13 protein-coding genes and 5 pseudogenes are annotated in these 24,736 nt (G+C 65.8%); 4 read left to right on the forward strand and 14 right to left on the reverse strand.

The window, feature by feature from the left end:
• Nucleotides 1-47: 47 nt before the first annotated feature.
• The 12 genes and pseudogenes from QP181_RS12020 to rpiA all read right to left on the reverse strand — a co-directional run bounded on the left by QP181_RS12020 (nucleotide 48) and on the right by rpiA (nucleotide 13,098).
• The gene (locus QP181_RS12020; RefSeq protein WP_333929623.1) at nucleotides 48-1,340 is read right to left on the reverse strand and encodes an Hsp70 family protein; all 1,293 of its coding nucleotides are present in this window, start codon (nucleotides 1,338-1,340) and stop codon (nucleotides 48-50) included.
• A 229-nt stretch (nucleotides 1,341-1,569) separates the two neighbouring features.
• Complete coding sequence (locus QP181_RS12025; protein ID WP_333928654.1) at nucleotides 1,570-2,040, reverse strand: YaiI/YqxD family protein; 471 nt, start codon at nucleotides 2,038-2,040, stop codon at nucleotides 1,570-1,572.
• A gap of 273 nt (nucleotides 2,041-2,313) precedes the next feature.
• Nucleotides 2,314-4,081 (reverse strand): annotated as a pseudogene (locus tag QP181_RS12030) (DEAD/DEAH box helicase).
• Nucleotides 4,082-4,137: 56 nt separating this feature from the next.
• Nucleotides 4,138-5,310 carry a BaiN/RdsA family NAD(P)/FAD-dependent oxidoreductase gene (locus tag QP181_RS12035; RefSeq protein WP_333928655.1) on the reverse strand — a complete coding sequence of 391 codons (1,173 nt, stop codon included), beginning with the start codon at nucleotides 5,308-5,310 and terminating at the stop codon, nucleotides 4,138-4,140.
• Nucleotides 5,311-5,822: 512 nt separating this feature from the next.
• Entirely contained in the window at nucleotides 5,823-6,005 is a 183-nt protein-coding gene (locus tag QP181_RS12040; RefSeq protein ID WP_333928656.1) for a hypothetical protein, read from the reverse strand.
• Nucleotides 6,005-6,479: pseudogene (locus QP181_RS12045) on the reverse strand (GreA/GreB family elongation factor). The gene QP181_RS12040 and the pseudogene QP181_RS12045 overlap by 1 nt, the downstream one beginning before the upstream one ends.
• A 4-nt stretch (nucleotides 6,480-6,483) precedes the next feature.
• Nucleotides 6,484-7,227: an HAD-IIB family hydrolase gene (locus tag QP181_RS12050; RefSeq protein WP_056055166.1), complete on the reverse strand. Its 744-nt coding sequence runs from the start codon at nucleotides 7,225-7,227 to the stop codon at nucleotides 6,484-6,486.
• A complete protein-coding gene (locus QP181_RS12055; protein WP_333928657.1) occupies nucleotides 7,224-8,036 on the reverse strand; it encodes a Cof-type HAD-IIB family hydrolase in 813 nt (270 codons plus the stop codon). Before QP181_RS12055 ends, QP181_RS12050 begins: the two co-directional genes overlap by 4 nt.
• A pseudogene (gene gnd, locus QP181_RS12060) lies at nucleotides 8,033-9,014 on the reverse strand (phosphogluconate dehydrogenase (NAD(+)-dependent, decarboxylating)). Before gnd ends, QP181_RS12055 begins: the two are co-directional and overlap by 4 nt.
• A 127-nt stretch (nucleotides 9,015-9,141) precedes the next feature.
• Complete coding sequence (gene tal / locus QP181_RS12065) at nucleotides 9,142-10,266, reverse strand: transaldolase (protein WP_056484631.1); 1,125 nt, start codon at nucleotides 10,264-10,266, stop codon at nucleotides 9,142-9,144.
• A pseudogene (tkt, locus tag QP181_RS12070) lies at nucleotides 10,266-12,354 on the reverse strand (transketolase). Before tkt ends, tal begins: the two are co-directional and overlap by 1 nt.
• A 69-nt stretch (nucleotides 12,355-12,423) precedes the next feature.
• Nucleotides 12,424-13,098: a ribose-5-phosphate isomerase RpiA gene (gene rpiA / locus QP181_RS12075; RefSeq protein WP_333928658.1), complete on the reverse strand. Its 675-nt coding sequence runs from the start codon at nucleotides 13,096-13,098 to the stop codon at nucleotides 12,424-12,426.
• A 530-nt stretch (nucleotides 13,099-13,628) separates the two neighbouring features.
• Here rpiA and QP181_RS12080 point away from each other — a divergent pair.
• The 3 genes and pseudogenes from QP181_RS12080 (at nucleotide 13,629) to QP181_RS12090 (ending at nucleotide 19,856) form a co-directional block, all read left to right on the forward strand.
• Nucleotides 13,629-14,853: pseudogene (locus QP181_RS12080) on the forward strand (efflux RND transporter periplasmic adaptor subunit).
• A 6-nt stretch (nucleotides 14,854-14,859) separates the two neighbouring features.
• Nucleotides 14,860-18,156: a multidrug efflux RND transporter permease subunit gene (locus QP181_RS12085; RefSeq protein WP_333928659.1), complete on the forward strand. Its 3,297-nt coding sequence runs from the start codon at nucleotides 14,860-14,862 to the stop codon at nucleotides 18,154-18,156.
• Nucleotides 18,156-19,856, forward strand: a complete 1,701-nt coding sequence (locus tag QP181_RS12090) for an efflux transporter outer membrane subunit (protein WP_333928660.1) — start codon at nucleotides 18,156-18,158, stop codon at nucleotides 19,854-19,856. Before QP181_RS12085 ends, QP181_RS12090 begins: the two co-directional genes overlap by 1 nt.
• 166 nt (nucleotides 19,857-20,022) lie before the next feature.
• Here the strand turns inward: QP181_RS12090 and QP181_RS12095 are convergent, their stop codons facing one another.
• The gene (locus QP181_RS12095; protein WP_333928661.1) at nucleotides 20,023-20,610 is read right to left on the reverse strand and encodes a 3'-5' exonuclease; all 588 of its coding nucleotides are present in this window, start codon (nucleotides 20,608-20,610) and stop codon (nucleotides 20,023-20,025) included.
• 5 nt (nucleotides 20,611-20,615) lie between these two features.
• Nucleotides 20,616-21,755, reverse strand: coding sequence for a Gfo/Idh/MocA family protein (locus QP181_RS12100; protein ID WP_333928662.1), 1,140 nt, complete (start codon nucleotides 21,753-21,755; stop codon nucleotides 20,616-20,618).
• A gap of 246 nt (nucleotides 21,756-22,001) precedes the next feature.
• On the opposite strand from QP181_RS12100, the gene QP181_RS12105 reads away from it, so the two are divergent.
• Entirely contained in the window at nucleotides 22,002-24,671 is a 2,670-nt protein-coding gene (locus tag QP181_RS12105) for an EAL domain-containing protein (RefSeq protein WP_333928663.1), read from the forward strand.
• Nucleotides 24,672-24,736: the final 65 nt, after the last annotated feature.

Here is a 24,736-nt window from a genome sequence, read left to right on the forward strand (position 1 = left end):
GCTCACCCCGCCCGGTACCTGCGCCGTCCCGAGAAGCACGCGCGGAATCATGCCGACCACGCCGCGATATCGTCCTGCTCGCCGATCAGCGCGAGCCCGTGCGCGATCGAGGTCAGCTCGCCGCCGCTCATGATCGCCGCCTCGCCGAACCGCTCGACGAAGATCCGGCGGATGCGCGGGATCAGCGACGACCCACCGGTCAGGAAGACCCGGTCGATCTCGCCGCCGCTAACGTTCGCCACTTCCAAAGCCCGGTCGACCGCCGCTTCGATCCGCACGACGTCGTCGGCGATCCAGCCCTCGAACTGCGCGCGCGTCACGTCTGCCTCGATCTCCAGCCCCGCGCCCGCAAAATGGAAATGCGCGTCCTCGCCGCTCGACAGCGCACGCTTCAGCGACCCGACCGCATCGTACAGCGGATAGCCGAGCTCGTTCTCGATCACCGCGATCATCCGCCCGATCGCGTCGGGATCCAGCGCGGTCTTCTGCAACCGCTCCAGCTCGGTCATCGTCTTGCGATTGCGCATCAGCGCGAGGCGCGACCAGTCCGCGAAGTCGGCGAAATACGCGCGCGGAATCTCCAGTTCCTTGCCGAACGACTTGTACGCGCCGCCCTTGCCCAGCATCGGCAGCACCAGCCGGTCGAGGATTCGGTAATCGAACCGGTCGCCGGCGATCCCGACACCCGCATGCCCGAGCGGCGTACACCGCCGCGCCGCCCCCGGCTCGGCAACGCGCACCACCGAAAAGTCGCTCGTACCACCGCCGAAATCCGCCACCAGGATCGTTGCCGGCTCGGTCAGCCGCGTCGCATAGCTGTACGCCGCGCCCAGCGGTTCGTAGACATAATGGATCTCCGCGCCGAACCCCTTGAACATCGCATCGTAGCGCGTCCGGGCGAGCGCCTCATCGGGCCGCGCGCCGGCATATTCGACCGGCCGTCCGACCACGATCCGGTGCGGCCGCGTGTCAAGCTTGCCGCCAGCATGCGAAATTAGCTTTTCGAGGAACAGCTGCCCCATTTCCTCGAACCGATAGCGCTTGTCGAACACCGACGCCTGTTCGAACGTCTTCATCGCCGCGACCGACTTGAACGATTGGATGAACCGGCTGTCGAGCGGATACTCCATATATTCCGCGATCGCCCACGGCCCCGCATCGGACGCGAGCCCCTTGCCGCTATCGTCCTGCCAGAAACACAACGCCGAACGGAACACCGGGCTCGTCTCGGCGGGGGCCGCGAAGGTCACCAGCTCGGGCGTCCCACCGCGCGTTCCCAGCGCCACGACGCTGTTGGTCGTGCCGAAATCCAGCCCCAGCGCGGGGCCGCCAGCGTCCATCTGCATGCGTCGTCCTTGTATGAACGCGCGCCTATGGCGATGCGGAGTGCAGGATGGCAACCCCGTGCGTGCTTCGGCGGGCGGTAAACCGTATCTAGATCCTCCCCTGCAAGGGGAGGTGGCTGGCGCTTGCCAGACGGAGGGGTATCGCGTTCTCGATGGCGGGCTACCCCTCCGTCAGGCCTGCGGCCTGCCACCTCCCCTCATAGGGGAGGATCGGCGCGCAATCTCAGCCGCGCTTCAACCGCACCAGCGCCGCATCGAGCGCGGACAGAAAGCTCGACCGGTCGGTCTTCGAGAACGGCGCCGGGCCGCCGATGATGTCGCCACCCGCGCGCAGGTCGGCCATGATCGCGCGGGTGGCGATGGCGCCACCGATCGAGCTGGTGGTGAAGGGCTTGCCGGTGTTGGCCAGCACGGTCGCGCCAGCCTTCACGCAGCGATCGGCGAGCAGGATGTCGGCAGTGATCACGACCGACTTCGCGTCGGCCTGTTCGGCGATCCAGTCGTCGGCCGCGTCGAACCCGTCGCTGACCACCACGCGGGAGATCAGCGGGTGGACGGGGATGCGGAAATGGCTGTTGGCGACGATCGTCACGGGGACTTCGTGGCGCCACGCGACCTTGTAGATTTCGTCTTTGACGGGGCACGCGTCGGCGTCGACGAGGATGCGGAGCGTGGTTGGCATGTCGGCAGTCATGTGAACCATCGCGATCGAATGCCGGCCATCCCCGTATCCTTATTCAGTGCGCTAAATCCGTCGTCCCAGGCCCGTTGCCCGCCGCCGCACATCCAAAGAGTACCGCCACCCCAATTCCGTCATCCCAGCGGAAGCTGGAATCTCCCTGTTTGGCGCGTGTCGCGAGCCACGTGGGATACCCCAGCTTTCGCTGGGGTGACGGGTTTGGGTTTGGGGTTGGACGGCGGGAGGGGAATTCGAGACTTAGTAAGCTCGGTTCGCCAACCCGATCCCTCAGGTCCGGTCGCGGTTACCACGGTACGGAGGCTTCCGCGTCGGAGCCGGACCGCCACGCGGTGCCGCACGGTGCAGCGTCGAGCGTGGACCACTCGCATTGCTGCGACCACCGCCACCGCCGTCATGCCGCGCACCGCTCTCGGGTGCACCCTGCATCGCCTCGATCGCCACGCCGCTCTCTTCTTCACCAGCCTGTGCCGTACGCTGGATCGCCGCCGAGAACCGCGACGCCACCGCGCGGGGAATCTCGAACGCGGTCTCGTTCGGCCCAATCCGAATCGCGCCGATCTCCGACTTGGTGATATGCCCACGACGGCAGATCAGCGGCAGGATCCAGCGCGGATCGGCGTTCTGGCGACGACCGATATCCATCCGGAACCAGACCGTGTCCTCGAAACCCGCGCGGACCCTGCGAACGCTCGTCCTGAGTCGGCTGCTTGCTCTGGTCGATCAGATCCTCGGCCTGCGGCATCGTCGCGCGGTGCATGTGCACCAGCGCGGCGGCGATATCCTCCGGCGTCTTCTCGGCCATCAGGCGGACGGCGAGTGCGCGATCCTCCTCCTCGACCTCGACCGGCTGCAACAGCATGCCGATCAGCCGCTCGTGATCGTTCTTGCGGATGTCCTCGGCGGTCGGGGCGTTGACCCACTCCGCGTTGATCTTCGCACCACGGAGCATCATCTCGACGCGACGGCGACGCGGGAACGGCACGATCAGGACGGCGGTGCCCTTCTTGCCCGCGCGACCGGTACGACCCGAGCGATGCTGGAGCGTCTCGGCATCGCGCGGCAGCTCGACGTGAACGACCAGCGACAGCGTCGGCAGATCGATACCGCGAGCGGCAACGTCGGTCGCGACGCAGACGCGCGCACGACGGTCGCGCAGGGCCTGAAGCGCCGCGTTACGCTCGTTCTGCGAATGCTCGCCGGAGAGAGCGACGGCAGCGAAGCCACGCTCGACGAGGCTCGCATGCAGATGACGCACATTGTCTCGCGTGGCGCAGAACAGCATCGCCGTCTCTGCTTCGTGGAAGCGCAGCAGGTTGATCACCGCATGCTCGATCTCGGACGGCGAGACCGTGACGGCCTGGTACGAGATATCGCCATGACCGCGATCCTCGCCGACGGTCGAGATGCGCAGCGCGTCCTTCTGGTAACGCTTGGCGAGTGCGACGATCGGCCGCGGCATCGTCGCGGAGAACAGCAAAGTGCGACGCGCTTCGGGCGACGCGTCGAGGATCTGCTCGAGGTCTTCGCGGAAGCCCATGTCGAGCATCTCGTCGGCTTCGTCGAGCACCGCGACCTTCAGCGCCGACAGGTCGAGCGCGCCACGCTCAAGGTGATCGCGCAGACGGCCCGGCGTACCAACGACGATATGCGCGCCGTGTGCAAGCGAACGACGCTCCTTCGAGGCGTCCATCCCGCCGACGCAGGTCGAAATCCGCGCACCGGCCTTGGCATAGAGCCACATCAGCTCGCGGCTGACCTGGAGCGCGAGCTCGCGAGTCGGTGCGATGCAGAGGACGAGCGGCTTGTGCGGTGCGGGCAGGCGCTGAACGCCGTCCTCGCCGGCTTCACCAAGCAGTTCGCCGGCCATCGCTAGGCCGAACGCGACGGTCTTGCCCGAGCCGGTCTGCGCCGACACGACGAGATCGCGACCGATCGCATTGTCCTCGATCACATGAGCCTGGACGGGGGTGAGCGCGGTATAACCACGCGCTTCGAGCGCCTCGGAAAGAAGCGACGGAATATTTGTAAAAGGCATGTACGTCCTAATTGGTGGCCGGCTTACGCAACGGCAAGGCACTGGCGTGGTGGTCCCTACAGGACTTGACCCGCGGCCCACCCGCTCGCCCATGCCCATTGGAAGTTGTAGCCGCCGAGCCACCCTGTGACATCGACCGCTTCGCCGACTGCATACAGCATTGGTACGCGTTTGGCTTGCATTGTTTGCGAGGAGAGTTCCGCGGTACTGATTCCGCCCGCGGTGACCTCGGCCTTGGCATAGCCTTCGGAGCCATTTGGCATGAATTGCCAATGACTTAGCACGCGTTCGGCGTCCTGGAGCTTGCGGTCGGTGAGTGTGGAAATCTCTCCGCCCATGCCCAATCGCTCGCTTAAAGTCTCCGCGAGTCGGTCCGGGAGCGTGCTGCCGAGCAGTTTTCGGAGAGTCGTGCGCGGTGTGGTACGCTTGGCGGCGGGGAGCCAGCCGGACTCGCGATCGGGGAGGAAATCGATCCCGACGGGCTGGCCGTTGCGCCAATAGGACGACGCCTGGAGGATCGCCGGGCCCGACAGCCCCCGGTGCGTGAACAGCGCGGCCTCGCGGAACGCGGTCTTGCCGGCGGTGGCGACGACGTCGGCGGCGACTCCCGACAATTCGCGAAACAGGATCTCGTCGCCACCGAGCGTCAGCGGCACGAGGGCCGGGCGTGGCTCGACCACCTTCAGCCCGAACTGCCGCGCGAGATCATAGGCAAACCCGGTCGCGCCCATCTTGGGGATCGACGGGCCTCCGGTGGCGATGACGAGCGCTGGCGCGGTGACGGTTCGTCCGTCCAGCGACACGCGGTAGCGGCCGTCTGCGTGGTCGACTCCCGTGACCGCCCGGCCGAGCGACAGGTCGACGCGGCCCTTGTCGCATTCGTCGAGGAGCATCTCGACGATCTGTCGCGCCGAGCCGTCGCAGAAGAGTTGGCCGAGCGTCTTCTCGTGCCACGCGATGTCGTAGGATTCGACGAGCGCGAGGAAGTCCTGCGCGGTGTAGCGGCCTAGCGCGGATTTGGCGAAATGCGGGTTGGCGGAGATGTAGCGATCAGCCGCGGTGTGGACGTTGGTGAAATTGCACCGTCCTCCGCCGGAGATCAGGATCTTCTTGCCCGCCTGGTCGGCGTGATCGACGAGCAGGATCTTCCGCCCGCGCTGGCCGGCGACGGCGGCGCACATGAGGCCGGCGGCGCCTGCGCCGAGGATGATCGCGTCGTAGTCGGACAAGTGTCGCTCCGTGCGGCTTCGGTCACCAGCCGCTATTAAGAGTGTTTCCCCGCGAAAGCGGGGACCCAGACTGGGCTCCCGCCTTCGCGGGAGAACAAGAAGGGGTGGCCGCTGTAGCGTGTTCGGGGTGCGCCACAAAGGGAGTGCCCCGCCTATCTGTCGGCTAAACTCGCGTGCAATGCCAGAACCACCCCGGCGAAGGCCGGGGCCCAATTGGGGGACGGTAATGACGCAAGTTGCGCCCCGTTACTCCGACCTTTCCAATTGGGCCCCGGCCTTCGCCGGGGTGGAGCCATTCGGGCGGGGGTGGTGTCTCTCGCGGTGGTGCCATTCGGAGCGGCGCCAATCGAGAAGCCACAGCGTCCGATGGTCTGGTGGAGCACGCTAACGCCCCCTTCTGCTCCCTCTCCCCTTCGGGGAGAGGGTCGGGGTGAGGGGTAGCCAAGCAGCGCACGCCCGGAACAGCCCCTCACCCAACCCTCTCCCCGGAGGGGAGAGGGCTCTTCGTCACCTCACCGCAGCTTGGCGATATTCAGCGAGTCCTCCTTCGCCCGAACCTTCACCGACTCCTCGCTCCGAGTCAGCGCCTTCGCGATCGCCTTCAACGCCATGCCCTTCTTGGCCAGCGTATGAAGCTTCTGGATCTCGTCCTGCGTCCACGCCTGACGGTGCCGTTCGAATTTCGCGTCAGCCATCAGCCGTCATCCTTGTCGATCGCCAGAACCTCGATCGCGTCCGGCTTGTCCGCGAACGCGACCGTCTCGCCAACCGCAGCACCCATCAGCGCGCGCCAGCGGTGCTGAGAACGCCAGCCGGTCCTCGCCGGGCTCGGCCTCGTCACCACCGACGATCGCGATCACGCGCTCAGCGCCGTTCATCCGAACACGAACGCGCGAACCGATCCCGACCTCGTCCTCTTCGGGCGAAGGCGCGAGTTCGGCGGTCGTCTGACGTGTGTGCCAGTAACGCAGGTCTCGCAGAAGCAACTTCCTCGCCTCCTCGTCCGTCTCCGCCGCAACCGCCGCAACCGCCGCCTCGATCGCGACCACCCGCTCACCGATCAACCGCAACCCCCGCGCCGTGACCAGATTAGGCCCCGGCGCGATCGGCTGTTCGAACTTCGGTTCGAGATGTTCCTCGTCACTCTCGCGACGGAAGGCGACGCTCATGCCCTTACTTCAGGCACGCGACGATCCCGGCGATCGCCGCCAGCGTACCGTCGACGTTCTTGACCTTCACGACGTCCAGCCCAAGCTGCTCCGCCGGATAATCATTCCCGCCCGGGAAGATCGCGTCGCCGATGAACATCATCTTGTCGAGTGCGATGCCGCTCGCCTCGTTGAGCTTCTTCAACCCGTACGCCTTGTCGACACCCTCGCGCGTAATGTCGATCGAAGTCGCGCCGCCCATGTTGATCGAAAGCCCCGGCAGGCGCTTCTGCAAGTCCGCCTGGATCACCTTGCGCTTGGCGAAATCCGGATCCCAGCTGTGCTTCGCATCGATCGGTGCTTCCTGGCCGAGTGCCGAGAACGTGATCTGGCTGCCACGATCCTCGATCCTCTCGCCCCAGGTCTTCTCCGGCACGAAGCCGGTGGCTTCCAGGGATTCATCGAACGCCTTGAGGATCTTCTGCTTCTCGTCGTCCTCGAACAGCTCGGCATACACCGCGCGCCATTCGCCATCGAACCGGTACAGCTTGGTGCCCGTCGTCGGCATCAGCCACAGCTTGGTACGATCCGCCCGTTCGGGCAGGCGCGACGCGACCTGCTTTTCGAACTGCGGCCAGTCGCCACCCGAGATCACTGCGACATGCGCGACGTCGAGCAGGTTCGCCAGCGCCTCGCCCATCGGCTCCTGCAAGGGCTGCTTGCTCTCGGCCAGCGTTCCGTCGAGGTCGAAGGCAACGAGGTCTTTCATGCGGAAACTCCAGTAAGGATAAACGTATCGATCGCGTGTGCGACGCCGTCGGCATCGTTCGCGCTGGTAATCTCGTGCGCGACGTCGCGGACAGTCTGTGGCGCGTTGCCCATCGCGATCGCCAGCTTGGCGCGCTTGAGCATCGCGATGTCGTTGGCCTGATCGCCGATCGCCGCGGTCTGCGTCAAGCTGATCCCGAACGCGTCCGCCAGTTCCTCGATCCCGCTACCCTTGTTGCCGGCGACGGGCGTGATGTCGAGATAATAGGTCTGCGACTGGACGATCGTCGCCTTGGTATCGAACTGCGCCGCGACCTTCGCGTGCAGGTCGCGCAACAGATCCTCGTCATCGCTGACGAACGTAACCTTGTCAGCCTTGGCGAGCAGGTCGGTGAAGTCGGAGACGATCACCGGGTCCTGCGCGGAGGCCTTCTTCTCGCTGCCGACATGGCCGCCCTGGTCGGTGCTGGCGTACCAGACATCGTCCGCGAAGAACCACGTGTCGACCGGCGCGTCACCGATGATCTCCATCGCGCCGCGGACGACGTCGATGTCGATCATGTGGTGCTCGATCACGGTGCCGTCTCGCTTGAACACAATCCCGCCGTTGAACGCGCCCATCGGCTCGTCGATGCCGAGCAACTCGGCGATCGGCATCATCCCCGAACGCGGCCGCGCGCTGATGATCGTGAAGCCGAGGCCCGCCGCCTTCAGTCGCTTGACCGCGTCGACAGTCGCGGGCGTGACCTTCTTCTCCTTGTCGACGAGCGTACCGTCGACATCGGAAACGAGGAGTTTGATCGCGCTCACTGCGGCATCTCGACATGGCCGCCAAAGCCATAGCGCATCGCCGACAACAGCTTGTCGCCGAACGTATGGTCCACCCGGCTACGATAGCGCGCATACAGCGCGGCGCTCAGCACGTTGGCGGGCACCTTCTCCTCCATCGCCGCGTCGATCGTCCACTGGCCCTCGCCCGAGTCCGCGACGCTGCCGCTGAAGCCTTCGAGCGTGCCGTCCTTCGCCAGCGCGATCGCCGACAGGTCGAGCAGCCACGACGAGATCACGCTGCCGCGACGCCAGACTTCGGCAACGTCGGTCAGGTTGATGTCGAAGCGCTCCTCCTCGACGACATGCTCGCCCGACTTGCCCTTGAGGATGTCGAAGCCCTCGGCATAGGCCTGCATCAGGCCGTATTCGATACCGTTATGGACCATCTTGACGAAGTGCCCCGCGCCCGAGGGGCCTGCGTGGATATAGCCCTTCTCCGCGCGGATCGGCTTGCCCTTCGACGCGACCCGGCGTGCGGACGATCGTTCCCATGCCCGGCGCCAGCGTCTCGAAGATCGGATCGAGCAGGTCGACCGTTTCCTTGTCGCCGCCGATCATCATGCAATATCCACGCTCGAGGCCCCACACGCCGCCGGACGTGCCGACGTCGACATAGTGTATGCCCTTCTCGGCCAGTTCCTTCGCGCGGCGGACGTCGTCCTTGTAGAAGCTGTTGCCGCCGTCGATGATGATGTCGCCCGAATTCGACTTCGCGGCGATCGCCTGAACGGTGCTCTCGGTCGGCTCGCCCGCGGGGACCATCACCCACCAGATCGCCGGGGTGTCGAGCTTGGCATGCATGTCGTCGAGCGAGTCCGCCCCGATCGCGCCGTCGGCGGCGAGCTTCTTCACGGCTTCGGCATCGCGGTCGAATGCGACGACTTCGTGGCCGTCCTTCATCAACCGGCGCGCGATGTTGCCGCCCATCCGGCCGAGGCCGATCAGTCCGATCTTCATGGGGAATTCCTTGCTTACCCCCTCTCCCCGCCGGGGAGAGGGTTGGGGTGAGGGGCAGTTGGGGAGGGCAGCGCTCGTGGCGCCCCTCACCCCGGCCCTCTCCACGAAAGGGAGAGGGAGCAGAAGTTTACGCCGTCGCGGGCTGCTTCTTGGCGATCGAGCCGAGCAGGTCGTCGAACGCCTTCACGAACGACGCGACGCCCTCTTCGACCAGCTTGCCGGTCACGCCGTTGAGGTCGAGACCCAGCCGTTCGGCTTCGGCCAGCGTGTGCTTCGCACCCTCGACGTCCTGCGTGATGGTCTCCGCCGCGGTGCCGTGGTCGCGGAACGCGTCCATCGTCTTTGGCGGCATCGTGTTGACCGTATCCTTGCCGATCAGCGTGTCGATGTAGAGCGTATCGGGATAGCTCGGGTCCTTTACGCCGGTCGATGCCCACAGCAAACGCTGCGGCTGCGCACCCTTGGCCGCGAGCGCCTGCCAGCGATCCGACTTCAGGAAGTCGAGATACCATTGATACGCCATCTTCGCGTTGGCGATCGCGACCTTGCCGCGGACCGCCTTCAGCGCCTCGGCATCGGCGTCGCCCTTCTCCAGGCGTGCATCGATCTCCTTGTCGATCGACGAATCGATACGACTGACGAAGAAGCTCGCCACGCTGGCGATCTTGTCGATCGGCTGTCCCTGCTTGACGCGCTCTTCCAGCCCGGCCGCATACGCCTCGGCAACGCGGATGTAGGCGTCGAGCGCGAACAGCAGCGTGACGTTGACGTTGATCCCGCTCGCGATGGTCGACGAGATCGCCGGACCGCCCGCGAGCGTCCCCGGGATCTTGATCATCAGGTTCGGCCGATCGACCATCCCCCACAGCTTCTTCGCCTCGGCGATCGTCGCGTCGGTATCGTCCGAAATGTACGGCGACACCTCAAGGCTGACATAGCCATCCTTCGCGTCGAGCTTGTCATAGACCGGCTTCAACGTCTCCGCCGCCGCCTTGATGTCCTGGATCGCGAGATGCTCGTAGCGGTCGATCGTCGCCGCGCCGGCATGCTGCTTGTCATACTCGGCGAGCGTCGAGTCATAGGCATCGCCGTGACCCATCGCCTTTTCGAAGATCGACGGGTTCGACGTGACGCCGGTCAGGCCGTCCTCATCGACCAGCTTCTGGAGACCACCGGCCTCCAGGAACTTCCGGTCGACGAAATCGAGCCATACCGCCTGGCCGAAGCCTTCGAGATCGTTGAGCGCACCCATCACTTGGTCTCCATCACTTGGCGGGCGACCTTGACGACATTGTCGACGGTGAACCCGAACTTGTCCTGCAGCTTGGCGAGCGGTGCCGAAGCTCCGAAGGTCGACATTGTCACGGTCGCGCCGTCGAGCCCGACATAGCGGTCCCAACCGATCGACCCGGCCATCTCGACCGCAACGCGCGCGCACTTCGCGCGGCAACACGCTTTCCTTGTACGCGGCGTCCTGCAGCTCGTAGCGATACCAGCTCGGCATCGACACGACCCGGCTCTTCACGCCGTCCGCGGTCAGCTTCTCGTGCGCCTCGACGACCAGCGAGACTTCGCTGCCGGTCGCGATCAGGATCACGTCGGGCGTGCCATCGCTGTCAGCGAGCACATAGCCGCCCTTCTCGAGCCCATCGGCGCTTGCGTACTTGGTCCGGTCGAGCGTCGGCAGAGCCTGGCGCGACATGATGAGCGCGGCTGGCGTGCTGGCGTCCTTGAGGACCGCCTTCCATGCCGCGACGACTTCGTTCGCATCGCTCGGACGGATCGTGTCGAGGCCGGGGATCGCGCGCAACGTGGCGAGATGCTCGATCGGCTGGTGCGTCGGGCCGTCCTCACCGACACCGATCGAGTCGTGCGTGAACACCCAGATCGCGCCGACTTCCATGATCGCGGACAGGCGCACCGGCGCGCGCATGTAGTCGGCGAACACCAGGAAGGTGGAGCCGTAGGAGCGCAGATGCGACAGCGCCATGCCGTTGACGATCGCGCCCATGCCGTGTTCGCGGATGCCGAAATGGAAGTTCCGGCCGGCGTAATTCTCCGCCTCGAACGATGGCTGGCCCTTGATATCGGTCTTGGTCGACGGCGCGAGATCGGCCGAACCGCCGATCAGCCACGGCACCTTTGCCGCGATCGCGTTGAGCACCTTGCCACCGGAATCGCGGCTGGCAACGCCCTTGGCATCCGCCTCGAAGGTCGGGATGTCGGCATCCCAGCCCTCGGGCAGCTCGTCCTTCAGCAGCAGGTCGAGTTCCGCGGAAAGCTCTGGATAGGCATCGCGATACCTGTCGGTCAGCGCGACCCATTCGTCACGCAGCTTGGCGCCACGCTCGGCGATCGCACCGTTGAAATGCTCGATCACGCCGTCCGGCACGTAGAACGACTTGTCCTCGGGCCAGCCATAGGCCTGCTTGGTGAGGCGGATATTCTCTTCGCCCAGCGGCTCGCCGTGCGCCTTCTCGCTGCCCGCCTTGGGGCTGCCGTAGCCGATCACCGAATGCACGACGATGAAGGTCGGCTTGTCGTTGGTCGCCTTGAACGTCTCGATCGCGCGGCTCAGCGCGGCGGTGTCGTTGGCGTCGTCGATGTGGATGACGTTCCAGCCATAGGCGTCGAAGCGCAGGCCGACATCCTCGTCGAACGCGAGATCGGTCGCGCCCTCGATCGAGATGTGGTTGCTGTCGTAGATCCAGCAGAGGTTGCTGAGCTTGAGGTGGCCGGCGAGGCTCGCGGCCTCGGCCGAGACGCCCTCCATCATGTCGCCGTCGCCACAGATCGTGTAGACGTCATGGTCGAACAGCGTGAAGCCGTCCTTGTTGTAGCGCGCCGCGAGCCAGCGCTCGGCGATCGCCATGCCGACCGAGTTGCCGCAGCCCTGGCCGAGCGGACCCGTGGTGGTCTCGACGCCCGTCGTGTGGCGATATTCTGGGTGGCCGGGCGTCTTCGACGACAGCTGGCGGAACTGCTCGATATCGGCGAGGCTGACGGCCTCCTTGCCGGTCTTGTTACCGTCCGCGTCGATCTCTTCGATCTTGGCGAGGTGGATCAGCGAATAGAGCAGCATCGACGCGTGGCCAACCGACAGCACGAAGCGGTCTCGGTTGGGCCAGTCGGCGTGCTTGGGATCGTAGCGCAGGAACTTCGACCAGAGCGTGTAGCCGACCGGCGCGAGCGCCATCGGCGTGCCGGGATGGCCCGAATTGGCCTTCTGCACCGCGTCCATCGACAACGTGCGGATGGTATCGATCGCCAGACGCTCGGGGGAGCCGTCCTCGTGCAGCATAGGGTCCGCCTTGGTGGGGGCGGTTGCGGTATCGGTCATGGAAGAAGCCTCGCTCTAGACGGTGACCGAACGCCGCGCATCCGATCTGGTTGCCAACATAGGATGCCTTTAGTCGGATGCACCCGTCCGTTCCAGTCGCGTAACGACGCCATCGGTGGCAATATACGCGGCATCGACCTCGTCGAGGAACAGCCCGTGGCCGAGAATGCCGGGGATCGCGGCAAGCGTGGCGGCGGTTGCGCGGGGGGCGTCGAGGGTGGCGAAGTGGCAGTCGATGACGAGATTGCCTTGGTCCGTCCGGTAGTTGTCGCGGGTGATGGGGGCGGCCCCCATCTCGGTCAGCACGCGCATGACGTACGCGCCGGCGAAGGGGAGCACCTCGACCGGCAGCTTGGCGGCGCCGATCCGGTCGACGCGCTTGGAGCCGTCGGCGATCACGACCATCCGTGCCGAGCTTGCGGCGACGATCTTCTCCCGCAACATCGCGCCCCCTGCGCCCTTGATCGCGAAACAACGCGGGTCGACTTCGTCCGCGCCGTCGATCGTGAGGTCGACATGGGCGATAGTGGCGAAATCGAGGATCTCGATGCCGAGTTCGCGGGCGAGTTTGCCGGAGGCTTCCGAGGTGACGACGGCGCGGATTTGCAGACCTTGGGCCACGCGATCGCCGAGCGCCTGGATTGCGAACGCCGCAGTGGATCCGGTGCCGAGTCCGACCAGCATCCCGTCCCGAACTTCCGCCACCGCAGCAACAGCCGCGGCCTTCTTGTCGTCATCGATCATCTCAGCCGCCCCGAAAACATCCATCGCAATAACGAACCAACCGTCATCCTGACGAAAGTCAGGACCCAGAGCCACAAACGATCCCCTCGCAACTCTGGATCCTGACTTTCGTCAGGATGACGGGATGCGCGCAGAGGGCGAGCCCCCACCCACCCACCACCCCGGCGAAGGCCGGGGCCCAATTGGGGAACGTTGCTAACGAAGCGCGGTCCCTCGTTACCACGACCTTTCCAATTGGGCCCCGGCCTTCGCCGGGGTGGTCGGTGGCTTTGGGGGTACGGTGGGTATCAGGGTAGCGCGCGGGATTGCGGGATTACGCCCCTCCTTGTTCTCCCGCGAAGGCGGGATCCCAGTCTGGATCCCCGCCTTTGCGGGGAAACAATCTTCCTTTTTTGACGCGCGCCTTACCCCCAACCAATGAAACAGGTTACTCTTTCTACCCTATTTCTCACCCCTGCTTTTCAACTGACATACTTCTGGTACATCCTCGTGGTTTAGCCCGACCAACACATGATCGCGGATTACCAAACTTGATAGCCACACGAATTTCTGCGCGGCGGTGCGCCATTCTGCTGGTGCCGGCACTGGCGCTCGCGGCCTGCTCCGGCGGCGATGACAAGGCCCAGGGCAAGGCAGGCCGAGGCGGCCAGCCGGGCCAGGGCACGCCAACCGTCGGCTATGTCGTCGTCCAGCCGACCAGCGTCGCGATGACCACCGAACTCAGCGGCCGCACCACCGCGTTCGAAAGCTCGGATGTCCGCCCGCAGGTCACCGGGATCATCCGCCGCCGCTTCTTCACGGAGGGTACGCTCGTCAAGAAGGGCCAGCCGCTCTACGAGATCGACCCGCGTCTTTATCGCGCCGCCGCCAACGAAGCGCAGGCCAACCTGCAAAGCGCGCGCCAACCAGCAGGCGCAGACCATCCTAGCGCAACGCTACAAGCCGCTCGCCGAGATGGAGGCGATCAGCAAGCAGGATTACACCAACGCGGTCGCCACCTCGCGCCAGGCCACCGCCTCGGTCGCGCAGACGCGCGCGGCGTTGGAAACGGCGCAGATCAACCTCAAGTTCACGACCGTCCCCGCGCCGATCACCGGGCGCATCGGGCGGTCGCTGTTCACCGTCGGCGCGCTGGTTTCGGCGACACAGACCGATCCGCTCGCGCAGATCCAGCGGCTCGATCCGATGTTCGTCGACATCCAGCAGTCGTCTGGGGACCTGCTCGCATTGCGCCGCTCGCTCGGCCAGAACGGCATCGTCGCGACCCGCGCCGAAGTCCGCCTGACGCTCGAGGATGGCAGCGAATATGGCGCGACCGGCACCGTCGAGTTCGCCGAAGCGCTGGTCAATACCGAGACCGGCACCGTGACGCTGCGTGCGCGCTTCCCCAATCCGCAAGGACTGCTGCTCCCCGGCATGTTCGTCCAGGCGAAGTTCGCGCAGGCGATCAACCAGCGCGCGTTCCTCGTGCCGCAGGCAGGCGTGTCGCGCGACGCGAAGGGCAATGCGACGGTCTATGTCGTCGATGCGAACAACAAAGCGGTACAGAAGAAGATCAAGGCGGACCGCACGCAGGGCGCGTTCTGGGTCGTCACCAGCGGGCTCAACCCCGGCGACAGGATCATCACGCAGGGCCTGTCGAAGATCGCCCCGAACCAGGGCGTGAAGCCGGTGCCGGAAAACACCGCGCAAAAGATCGAAGCGCCCAAGGATGACTCCTCCGGTGGCGATTCCAGCCAGAAAAAGGCCGGCTAAGCCCTTATGTTATCCCGTGTCTTCATCGATCGCCCGATCTTCGCCTGGGTGCTCGCGATCATCGTGATGCTCGGCGGCATCGGCGCGATCATGAGCCTGCCGATCGCGCAGTATCCCGACGTCGCGCCGCCGCAGGTGACCGTCCGCGCGACCTTCCCGGGTGCCAACGCGCAGACCATCCAGAACAGCGTGACACAGGTCGTCGAGCAGTCGCTGACCGGCATCGACGGGCTGATCTATTTCAGCTCGTCCTCGTCGTCGCGCGGCTCGGTGACGATCACCGTGACGTTCGAGAAGGGCACAGATCCCGACATCGCGCAGGTCCAGGTCCAGAACCAGGTCCAGCAGACGCTGTCCCGCCTCCCGTCGCAGGTCCAGCAGCAGGGCCTCGTCGTCCGCAAATCGAACCCGGACAACCTCCTGATCGTCGGCGTCTATGACGAGACCGACAAGCTGACCAACCAGGACGTCTCGGACTATCTCGTCTCGAATCTGCAGGACCCGCTCGGCCGTATTCCGGGCATCGGCGACAGCAACGTGTTCGGCGCGCAATACGCGATGCGGATCTGGCTGAACCCGAACAAGCTCGCCAGCTACCAGCTGATTCCGAGCGACGTGACCACCGCGATCCAGGCGCAGAACACCGAAGTCGCCGCCGGCGAACTCGGTGGGCAACCCCAGCCCGACACGCAGATGCTCAACGCGACCGTCACCGCGCAATCGCGCCTCCAGACGCCCGAGCAGTTCGCCAACATCATCCTGAAGACCACCAACGACAGCGCCGTGGTCAAGCTGCGCGACGTCGCCCGGATCGAACTGGGCGCGGAGAACTACAACGCCCGCAGCCGCGTCAACGCGCATCCCGGCGCCGGTATCGCGGTGCTGCTCGCGCCGGGCGCCGACGCGCTCAAGACCGCCGAGCTGGTCAAGGCGTTCGTCGCCAAGTCCGCCAAGAGCTTCCCGCCCGGCCTGAAATTCGCCTACGCCAACGACACGACGGACTTCATCAAGCTGTCGATCGACGAGGTCGTCAAGACGCTGATCGAGGCGGTCATCCTCGTCGTCATCGTCATGTTCGTGTTCCTGCAAAGCTGGCGCGCGACGCTGATCCCGACGATCGCGGTCCCGGTCGTGCTGCTCGGCACGTTCGGCGTGTTCTATCTCGCCGGCTTCTCGATCAACACGTTGACGCTGTTCGGGCTCGTGCTCGCGATCGGCCTGCTGGTCGACGACGCGATCGTCGTGGTCGAGAACGTCGAGCGCCTGATGGAGGAAAATCCCGAGATGACGCCTCGGGAGGCGACGATCGAGTCGATGAACGAGATCACCGTCGCGCTGGTCGCGATCGCGCTCGTGCTGTCCGCGGTGTTCCTGCCGATGGCGTTCTTCGGCGGCTCGACCGGTGTAATCTACCGCCAGTTCTCGCTGACGATGGTGTCGGCGATGGTCCTGTCGGTGCTCGTCGCGCTGATCCTCAGCCCCGCGCTGACCGCGACCCTGCTCAAGCAGAAGCAGAAGGACGCCGAGGGCAACCACGAGAAGAGCTGGGGCGAACGCAAATTCCCCAAGGTCGCGCATTTCTTCACGCGCGCAGGCGACAAGTTCAACAGCGGCTTCGAGAAGGGCACGCAGAAATACACCAGCGCGGTCCAGTCGGTGATCGACCGCAAGTGGCTGTTCCTGATCATCTACGCGGTCGTCGTCGCGGTGCTCGCGGTGCTGTTCCTGCGCCTGCCGACGGGCTTCCTGCCGACCGAGGACCAGGGCTCGGGCATCGTCCAGTTCCAGCTTCCCGCGGGCGCCACGCAGGGCCGTACCTTCGCGTTGCAGAAGCAGATCGAGCAATATTACTACACCAACGAGAAGGCGAACGTCCGCACGATGTTCACCGTCAGCGGTGGCGGCGGTGGCGGCGCGAGCGGCCAGAACACGGGGCAAGGCTTCATCGCGTTCGCGCCGTGGGACGATCGCAAGGGTAAGGAAAACACCGCCGACGCGATCACCGGTCGCGCCTCGAAGGCATTCGCCGGCTTCCGCGATGCACAGGTCTATTCGCTCGTCCCGCCGGCAGTGCGCGGCCTTGGCTCGTCGAACGGCTTCACGATGGAGTTGCAGAACGCCGGCGGGCTAAGCCAGGTCGAGTTCAACGCCGCGCGCGACAAGCTGCTCGCGCTTGCCCGCGCCGACTCGTCGCTGACCGCGATCCGCCTGACCGAACTGCCCGACGTCGCCACGCTCCGCGTCGATGCCGACCAGCAGAAGCTCTCCACGCTCGGCCTCACCCAGGCGAACGTCAACTCGACGCTGTCGACCGCCTGGGGTGGCCAGTACGTCAACGACTTCATCGACCGCGGTCGCGTGAAGCGCGTCTATGTCCAGGGCGACGCACAGTTTCGCGCGCAGCCATCCGACCTGAGCCAGTGGTTCGTACGCGGATCGAATGGCCAGATGGCGCCGTTCTCGTCGTTCGCGAAGACGAGCTGGGGCCAGGCACCGACGACGCTGTCGCGCTTCAACGGCATCGCCTCGTACGAGATCCAGGGGTCGGGCGCGCCCGGCGTCAGCTCGGGCGATGCGATGAACCGGATCGCCGAGCTTGCCGGCCAGATTCCCGGCACCTCGGTCGCATGGTCCGGCCTGTCGTATCAGGAACGCCTGTCCTCGGGCCAGGCGCCGTTCCTCTACGGCCTGTCGTTGCTGGTCGTGTTCCTGTGCCTCGCCGCGCTGTACGAGAGCTGGACGATCCCGATCGCGGTGCTGCTCGTGATCCCGCTCGGCCTGGTCGGCGCGATCCTCGCGGTGACCCTGCGTGGCCTGATCAACGACGTGTATCTCCAGATCGGCCTGCTGACGACGATGGGCCTGGCGGCGAAGAACGCGATCCTGATGATCGAGTTCGCCGAGCAGGAGGAGAAGAAGGGCAAGCGAGTCATCGAGGCGGCACTGTCCGCGGCAAAGATCCGGTTGCGCCCGATCCTGATGACCTCGTTCGCGTTCATCCTCGGCGTGTTGCCGCTCGCGCTCTCGACCGGTGCCGGTGCGAACAGCCGCATCGCGATCGGGACGGCAGTGGTCGGTGGCATGCTGACCGCGACGATCCTCGCGATCTTCTACATTCCGCTGTTCTTCGTCCTCGTCCGCCGCGGCGCACGTGACGGTATCGCTAAGCTGCGCGGCAAGCCGACCGGCTTCCAGGGTCATGACGACGACCACGGCCATGACGGCCATGGATCTGATGGGGATCACAACGAACCATTGGGCCCACCCGAACCACAGGGCCCTCACCGGCCGGAGCCCGCATGATGCGCTCGCTAGTTCTGATCCTCGCCGCTTCGACCGTACTCGCCGGCTGCTCGCTCGCGCCGAAATATGCGCGGACCGAACTCCCCGTGCCGCCCTCGCTCCCGGTCGGCGACGCGTACCTGCGCCAGTCGGAGGCGGCGTTGCCCGCGATCACCTACCGCGACGTCTTCAAGGACCCGCGGCTCCAGCAGATCATCGTCCAGGCGCTCGCCAACAACCGCGATCTCCGCGTCGCCGCCGCCAACATCGCGTCGACCCGCGCGCAGTACCGCATCCAGCGCGCCGACCTGTTGCCGCAGGTCGATGCCAGCGGCCGCTACACCTATTCGGGCGGTGGCAACGGCACGCGCAACACCGTCACGAGCGGCACGGGTAGTGGGACAGGCACCGGTACCGGCGGAACGGGTACTGGGACCGGCGGCACCGGCACGGGCACGGGCACTGGCGGAACCGGAACGGGTACCGGTTCGACTGGATCGGTGGTCAGTTCCTCCAGCTCGAACAGTTCCTTCTCGGTCGACCTCGGCACGACCGCGTTCGAGCTCGACCTGTTCGGCCGCATCCGTTCGCTCACCAGCGCCGCGCTCGATCGTTATTTCGCGACCGAAGCCGCCGCCCGCGCCACCCGCCTGACGCTGGTCGGCGACATCGCCGACGCGTGGCTCACCTACGCGTCCGACCAGAGCCTGCTCAAGATCGCGCAGGACACCGTCACGAGTTCGCAGCGTAGCGTCACGCTGACCAACGCGCGGCTGCGCGGCGGCGTCGCGCCGCGCACCGATCTGCGCCAGGCGCAGCAGATTTTGTTCACCGCGCAGTCCGACCTCGCGCAGCAACGCACCGCGCTCGCGCAGGACGTCAACGCGCTGCAACTGCTCGTCGGTGCCCCCGTCGATGCCAGCCTGTTGCCCGCCTCGATCGAACAGGCGCTGCCGACCGTCGCCGCGCTGCCCGCGGGCCTCGACAGCAGCATTCTCCTGCGCCGCCCCGACGTCGTCGAATCCGAATACGAACTCCGCGCCACCAACGCAGAGATCGGTGCGGCGCGCGCGGAACTGTTCCCGAAGATCTCGCTGACCGGCATCCTCGGGTTCGCCAGCACGTCGCTCACCTCGCTGTTCAGCGGCGGCGCGTTCAACTATTCGGTCGCGCCCTCGGTCAGCTACCCGATCTTCCGTGCGGGTGCCGGGATCGCCGGGGTCGCCTATTCGAAGGCACAACGCGACGCCGCGCTCGCCACCTACGAAAAGACGATCCAGACCGCGTTCCAGGAGACCGCGGACGCGCTGGCGCGCCAAGGCACGATCGCCGACCAGCTGAAGGCAAACCAGAACTTCTCGGAGGCGGCGCTGGACACGTATCGCCTTTCGGATGCCCGCTATCGCGGCGGGATCGACACCTTCCTCAACTCGCTCGACGCGCAACGCTCTCTCTACACCGCGCAGCGCAACCTCGTCGCGACCCAACTCGTAGGCGCCAGCAACCGCGTGACGCTCTACCGCGTGCTCGGCGGAGATCTCGACGCTGGAAGCGACGGCAGGCGGACCACAACCGGTGACGATGAGCGGCGCGCCGAGGGCGGAGACGAACTGAGGCCGCCCAACCCGTCATCCCAGCGAAAGCTGGGATTTCCCGGTCAGGCGGGCGCCGCAACCCAAGCGGGATACCCCAGCTTTCGCTGGGGTGACGGACAAGAGTAGGTCGGCGCCGCAACTTCAAACACGCCGCTACCCGTCCACGACATCGGCTACCCGTCCACAATCCGTCATCCCAGCGAAAGCTGGGATCTCCCTCTCAGGCGGGTGTCGCGACCCAAGCGGGATACCCCAGCTTTCGCTGAGGTGGTGTCTCAGCCGGGGTGGTGCCTCAGCCGGGTTCTCGCTCGGTATTGTCAGCCGGCAACCCATACCCCCTCGCCCGCTTCTGCGCCTCGACCCGCACCTCCAGCCACTGCGCCAATTCCGCCTTCGCATCGGCCAGTGCCCGGTGATCCGGCACCCGCCCATTCCGCCGCTGCGACACCTCGCCGACCACCTCCCGCGCGAGAGCCTCGCGCGCCGCCGCCGGCTCGACATCCGCGAGGCACGCCCGCGCCGCCTCCAGTTGCGCCTCATCGCTATCGCGCAACCGCAGCACGCGACGCGGCTGGCCACCAGCCCGCAACAGCGTGCTCAGCCATTTCCCATCCCAGGACGGCGCGCTCGCGAGTAGATCGTGGCCGGCCAGCACCTCCACCATCCGCGTCGCAACCGCCCGGTGGTCCTCGCCCTCCTCCTCCAAAACCCGCCGCTCGATCCCATGGATCGCCTGCGCCGCCGGGTCCCAGTCGGTCCATTCGGGCGCAGGCTTGATCAGATGGCTCTCAGACGTCCCATCCTCGAACACCCACGCCACCTCGATCGGATAACTCTTCTTCCCCAGCGACGACGCTTCGAAATCAAGGAAGGCGAGCATGCCGCTCAGCCGGTCGGGCTGGCGGCGTTGACGAGCTTTGGCTCCTTGATCGGCGACAAGGTCTGCTCCTGGTCCGCCGAAATCCGGCGCGAGCGCACGAACGGTGGCAACGTCACCGGCGCCCGCGTCTTAAGTGCCTCCAGCACGCCCTCGATCACGCGCAGATCGGCAAGCCCCTCCTCCGCATCGGGCTCGGGATCGCGGTCTTCGAGGATGCAGTCGGAGAAATAGCGCATCTCGCCGCCGAACTGGTCGGTCGGCTTGAAGCTCTCATGACTCTTCTTCTCGCCGATCGTCACGCGCTGTTCCATCGCGTCGCCGAAGCCGTACGCCGGGTCCATGTGGATGCTGCCCTCGGTGCCCGAGATCGTCAGGCTGTCGACGTTGTTCGCGGCATAAGAGACCGTGAACTGCGCGAGCCGATCGCCGGGAAAGCGCAACGTCACCGCGAACGTGTCGTCGAGATCGCCCAGCCCCAGTTCGGGATGCCGCGTGGCGACCGCCGAGACCACTTCGGTCGGCTCGGCGCCAAACAGATAGCGCGTCGCGTTGATCGGATACGGCGCCATGTCGAACAGCGGCCCGGCAATGACGCCGTTCTTCACGCGGTGATTGGCGGGATCGACCTTCTGCGTGAAGCACGAAGTAAACGCGATCAGCTCGCCCAGTTCGCCGGCCCGGATGCGCCGGATCGCGTCGAGCGTCGACGGCTCGAAATGCAGCCGGTACGCGATCATCAGCTTGGCCGACGACGCGCGCTCGGCATCGCGGATCGCCTCGGCCTTCTCGACCGAAATCTCCAGCGGCTTTTCGGACAGAACATGGATGCCGGCCTTCAGCGCGGGGATCGCGAACTCGGCATGGCGCCAGTTCGGCGTCCCGAGATAGACCGCATCGATCAGCCCCGACGCGAGCAATTCGTCGAACTGGTCATAGCGATAAGTCGCCTCGACGCCGTATGTCTTGCCGAGTTCACGTGCCTTGACCGGATCGTCGGTGACCAGCGCGGCGATCTCCGAATTGCCGGTATGCGCGACGCCGGGCATCATCGACGCCTGCGAGATGTCGCCGAGCCCGACGATCGCATAACGGACCTTCTTCTTGCCCAGCCCGAGGGCGGACGTGATTGTGGAAACTGCGCTCATGGGGAATGCCTCGGTAGGTAAGGGGGTCACACGCTCAACGCGACAGCGGGCATAGCTATCCCCGAATTTTTGGACGGACGACATTACGTCCCTGCCGAGCTGGTCCCGCCGCAGCATATCGAACGCCTTGTTTCCGTGCGAAAAACCCTTCGCCGATTTACGTGAAAGAAACCACTTCGGGTAGAGTACCGCGTCACGCGAGTGTTCGGGCATCGCGCGCCATATCTGGCATTTTGCCCCGCCAAGGTGACGAAGACCGCGATGTACGCCCCGCTTCCCTCCGCCGATCGCCGTGCGCAAGACCGGCCACCCCATCTCGCCATGCGCGGGCTGTTCGGGCTGGCCGCGGATATCGGCGATCAGGTGACCGACCTGTTCGTGCTGAAGCTCGCGCAAGTCGCCGCAGTCTGGCCATTTGCCCTGGCGGTCCAGATCGTCACCTGCGGTCTGCTGATCTGCCTCGCCGCCGTCGGCGATGCCGCCGACCACGCGTCGGTTGGCGCGATCATCGTGCATGGCGGCATTCTGACGCTGGCGTCGCTGCTCATCTTCGTGACGGTCCGCGCTCCCGATACGGAGGCACTGGCGCCGCACCGACGCAACTGGATCGTCACCATATGTGCGGCGATCATGGGGGCCGCACTCACATCGTTGCTCTGGTCGGTCACATCGACGCCGGACGGCGCGATCCAGTTTGGCAGCGCGATCGCGGTCGCCGGGACGATCGGCATCACCGCGGTCAGCCTTCACCCGATTCGCGCAGCGATCCTCGGCGTCGGCACCGGCCTCGTGTTCGCGCTCGCGATCCTCGCCGGCTTCACCATTGCCGTCGCGATCGCGCTCCTGTTCTTCGGGTGCCTGATCGCCGCGACGGTCAGCCTCGCGCGGATCGATCACGCGCTCGAACTCGAGCGTGCGACCGCTTCCAACGAAGGCCGCGTCGCGGTCAAGATGATCGCCGAGTTCGAGGGCCATGGCGCCGGCTGGTTCTGGGAGGCGGATCGTCAGGGCCGCGTGACCTATCTATCCGCCAAGGTCGCGCGCGACCTGGTCCAGTCGGGCGACGCGGTCGGCCAGATGCTGACCGATCTGTTCCGGATGGACAGCGACGCGCCCGGCACCGAACGCACGCTCGCCTTCCACATCTCGTCGAGAACCTCGTTCGCCGACTATTCGGTGTGCGCCGCGGCGCAGGATTGCGAGCGATGGTGGTCGATCTCGGGTCGGCCGATGGTCGACGATCTCGGTCGATTCCAGGGTTTCATCGGCTCGGGCAGCGATCTCACAGAAAAGCGCAAGTCGGAGGCGGAGATCACGCGGCTGGCGTTGTTCGACGGGCTGACCGGGCTCGCCAACCGCCAGCGGATGCGCGTCTCGCTCGACAAGACGCTTGCGCAGAATACCGGCCCCTACCGCGCGACGTCGCTGTTCCTGATGGATCTCGATCGGTTCAAGGCGGTCAACGACACGCTTGGCCACCAGGCGGGCGACACGTTGCTGCAGCAGGTCGCGCAACGGCTGCAACGCGGGGTCGGCCACGCTGGGCTGGTCGGGCGACTTGGCGGCGACGAGTTCAAGGTCGTGCTGCCGGGGATCGACAACCGCGATACGCTCGCGGTGCTCGCGCGCGACCTGATCGCGTCGTTGTCGCAGCCTTATTTCATCAGCGGTACCGCGGTCACGATCGGCTGCTCGATCGGCATCGCGATTGCGCCCAACGATGGCGATGACTCCGAAACGCTGGTTCGCAACGCCGATCTTGCGCTCTACGCCGCCAAGGGCGACGGGCGCGGCGTCCACCGGTTCTTCTCGGACGAGATGCTCGCAGGCGCACGGACGCGCAAACTGCTCGAGGACGATCTGCGGGTCGCCCTCGGGGAAGGCGCGTTCCATCTGTGCTACCAACCCGTCGTCAGCACCAAATCGGTGCGGATCGTTGGCTATGAAGCGCTGATCCGCTGGAACCACCCGACCCGGGGGCTTGTCTCGCCCGCCGACTTCATCCCCGTGGCGGAGGAATGCGGGCTGATCGAGGCGATCGGCGAATGGGTCCTGCGCACCGCGTGTTTGGAGGCGGCGCGCTGGCCCGATAGCATTCGCGTCGCGGTCAACGTCTCACCGATCCAGTTCGCCAACCCGGTCCTCCCCGCACTCGTGACCAGCGCACTCGCGCAGTCGGGGATCGCGCCGGGCCGGCTCGAGCTCGAGATCACCGAGGGCGTGTTCCTCGACGAGACGCGTTCGTCCGAACAGATGTTCAAGGCGCTCAAAGGCGTCGGCGTCCGGCTCGCGCTCGACGATTTCGGCACCGGCTATTCGTCGCTCGGCTATTTGCGCAACGCCCCGTTCGACAAGATCAAGATCGACCAGTCGTTCGTGAAAGGCGCCGCCGAACCCGGCAACCGCAACGCCGCGATCATCAAGGCAATCGTCACGCTCGCCGACACGCTCGGCATGGAGACCACCGCCGAGGGCGTCGAGGTGCAGGACGAGATCGACCTGTTGCGCGATCTCGGGTGCAGCCACATCCAGGGCTATGTCTATGGCCGTCCGGTCCGTGCCGAAGAGGCGTTGCTGCAACTCGGCGGCGAGAATGGTGCAGCGACCGCAAGCGGCTTCAAGGTCAGCCGCGCGCCACGAACCAAGATGCTGCGCTCGGCGCGCATTCTGATCGGCGGGGTACGCGGCGACGTCCGCATCCGCGACATATCGACGTCGGGCGCGATGCTCGACGGGGTAAGGATCGACGGCAATCCCGACGGTGTCGAGATGCAGATCGAACTGATCGAGGACCAACTCACCCCCGCCCGCGTCCGCTGGGCGCGCGACGGCAAGGCCGGGATCGAATTCCACGAGGCGTTCAACCTGGAACGGCTGAACCAGGGACAGGCCTCGCGCATTCGGCGCGCAGGGTGAAGTAGGGCAAGCGCGCGAAGGCGGGGGCCCAACTGGAAAGGTCGTCGTGACAGAGGACGGCGTTC

The organism is Sphingomonas sp. LR55 (genome assembly GCF_036856015.1).
Classification (GTDB): Bacteria; Pseudomonadota; Alphaproteobacteria; order Sphingomonadales; family Sphingomonadaceae; genus Sphingomonas.

Excerpts from the sequence above, each read along its gene's own strand:
- QP181_RS12020 (WP_333929623.1), bottom strand. The coding sequence starts at position 1,340 with ATGGACGCTGGCGGCCCCGCGCTGGGGCTGGATTTCGGCACGACCAAC.
- QP181_RS12090 (WP_333928660.1), top strand. The coding sequence starts at position 18,156 with ATGCGCTCGCTAGTTCTGATCCTCGCCGCTTCGACCGTACTCGCCGGC.
- rpiA (WP_333928658.1), bottom strand. The coding sequence starts at position 13,098 with ATGATCGATGACGACAAGAAGGCCGCGGCTGTTGCTGCGGTGGCGGAA.
- QP181_RS12100 (WP_333928662.1), bottom strand. The coding sequence starts at position 21,755 with ATGAGCGCAGTTTCCACAATCACGTCCGCCCTCGGGCTGGGCAAGAAG.
- tal (WP_056484631.1), bottom strand. The coding sequence starts at position 10,266 with ATGGGTGCGCTCAACGATCTCGAAGGCTTCGGCCAGGCGGTATGGCTC.
- QP181_RS12040 (WP_333928656.1), bottom strand. The coding sequence starts at position 6,005 with ATGGCTGACGCGAAATTCGAACGGCACCGTCAGGCGTGGACGCAGGAC.
- QP181_RS12025 (WP_333928654.1), bottom strand. The coding sequence starts at position 2,040 with ATGACTGCCGACATGCCAACCACGCTCCGCATCCTCGTCGACGCCGAC.
- QP181_RS12050 (WP_056055166.1), bottom strand. The coding sequence starts at position 7,227 with ATGAAAGACCTCGTTGCCTTCGACCTCGACGGAACGCTGGCCGAGAGC.
- QP181_RS12085 (WP_333928659.1), top strand. The coding sequence starts at position 14,860 with ATGTTATCCCGTGTCTTCATCGATCGCCCGATCTTCGCCTGGGTGCTC.
- QP181_RS12095 (WP_333928661.1), bottom strand. The coding sequence starts at position 20,610 with ATGCTCGCCTTCCTTGATTTCGAAGCGTCGTCGCTGGGGAAGAAGAGT.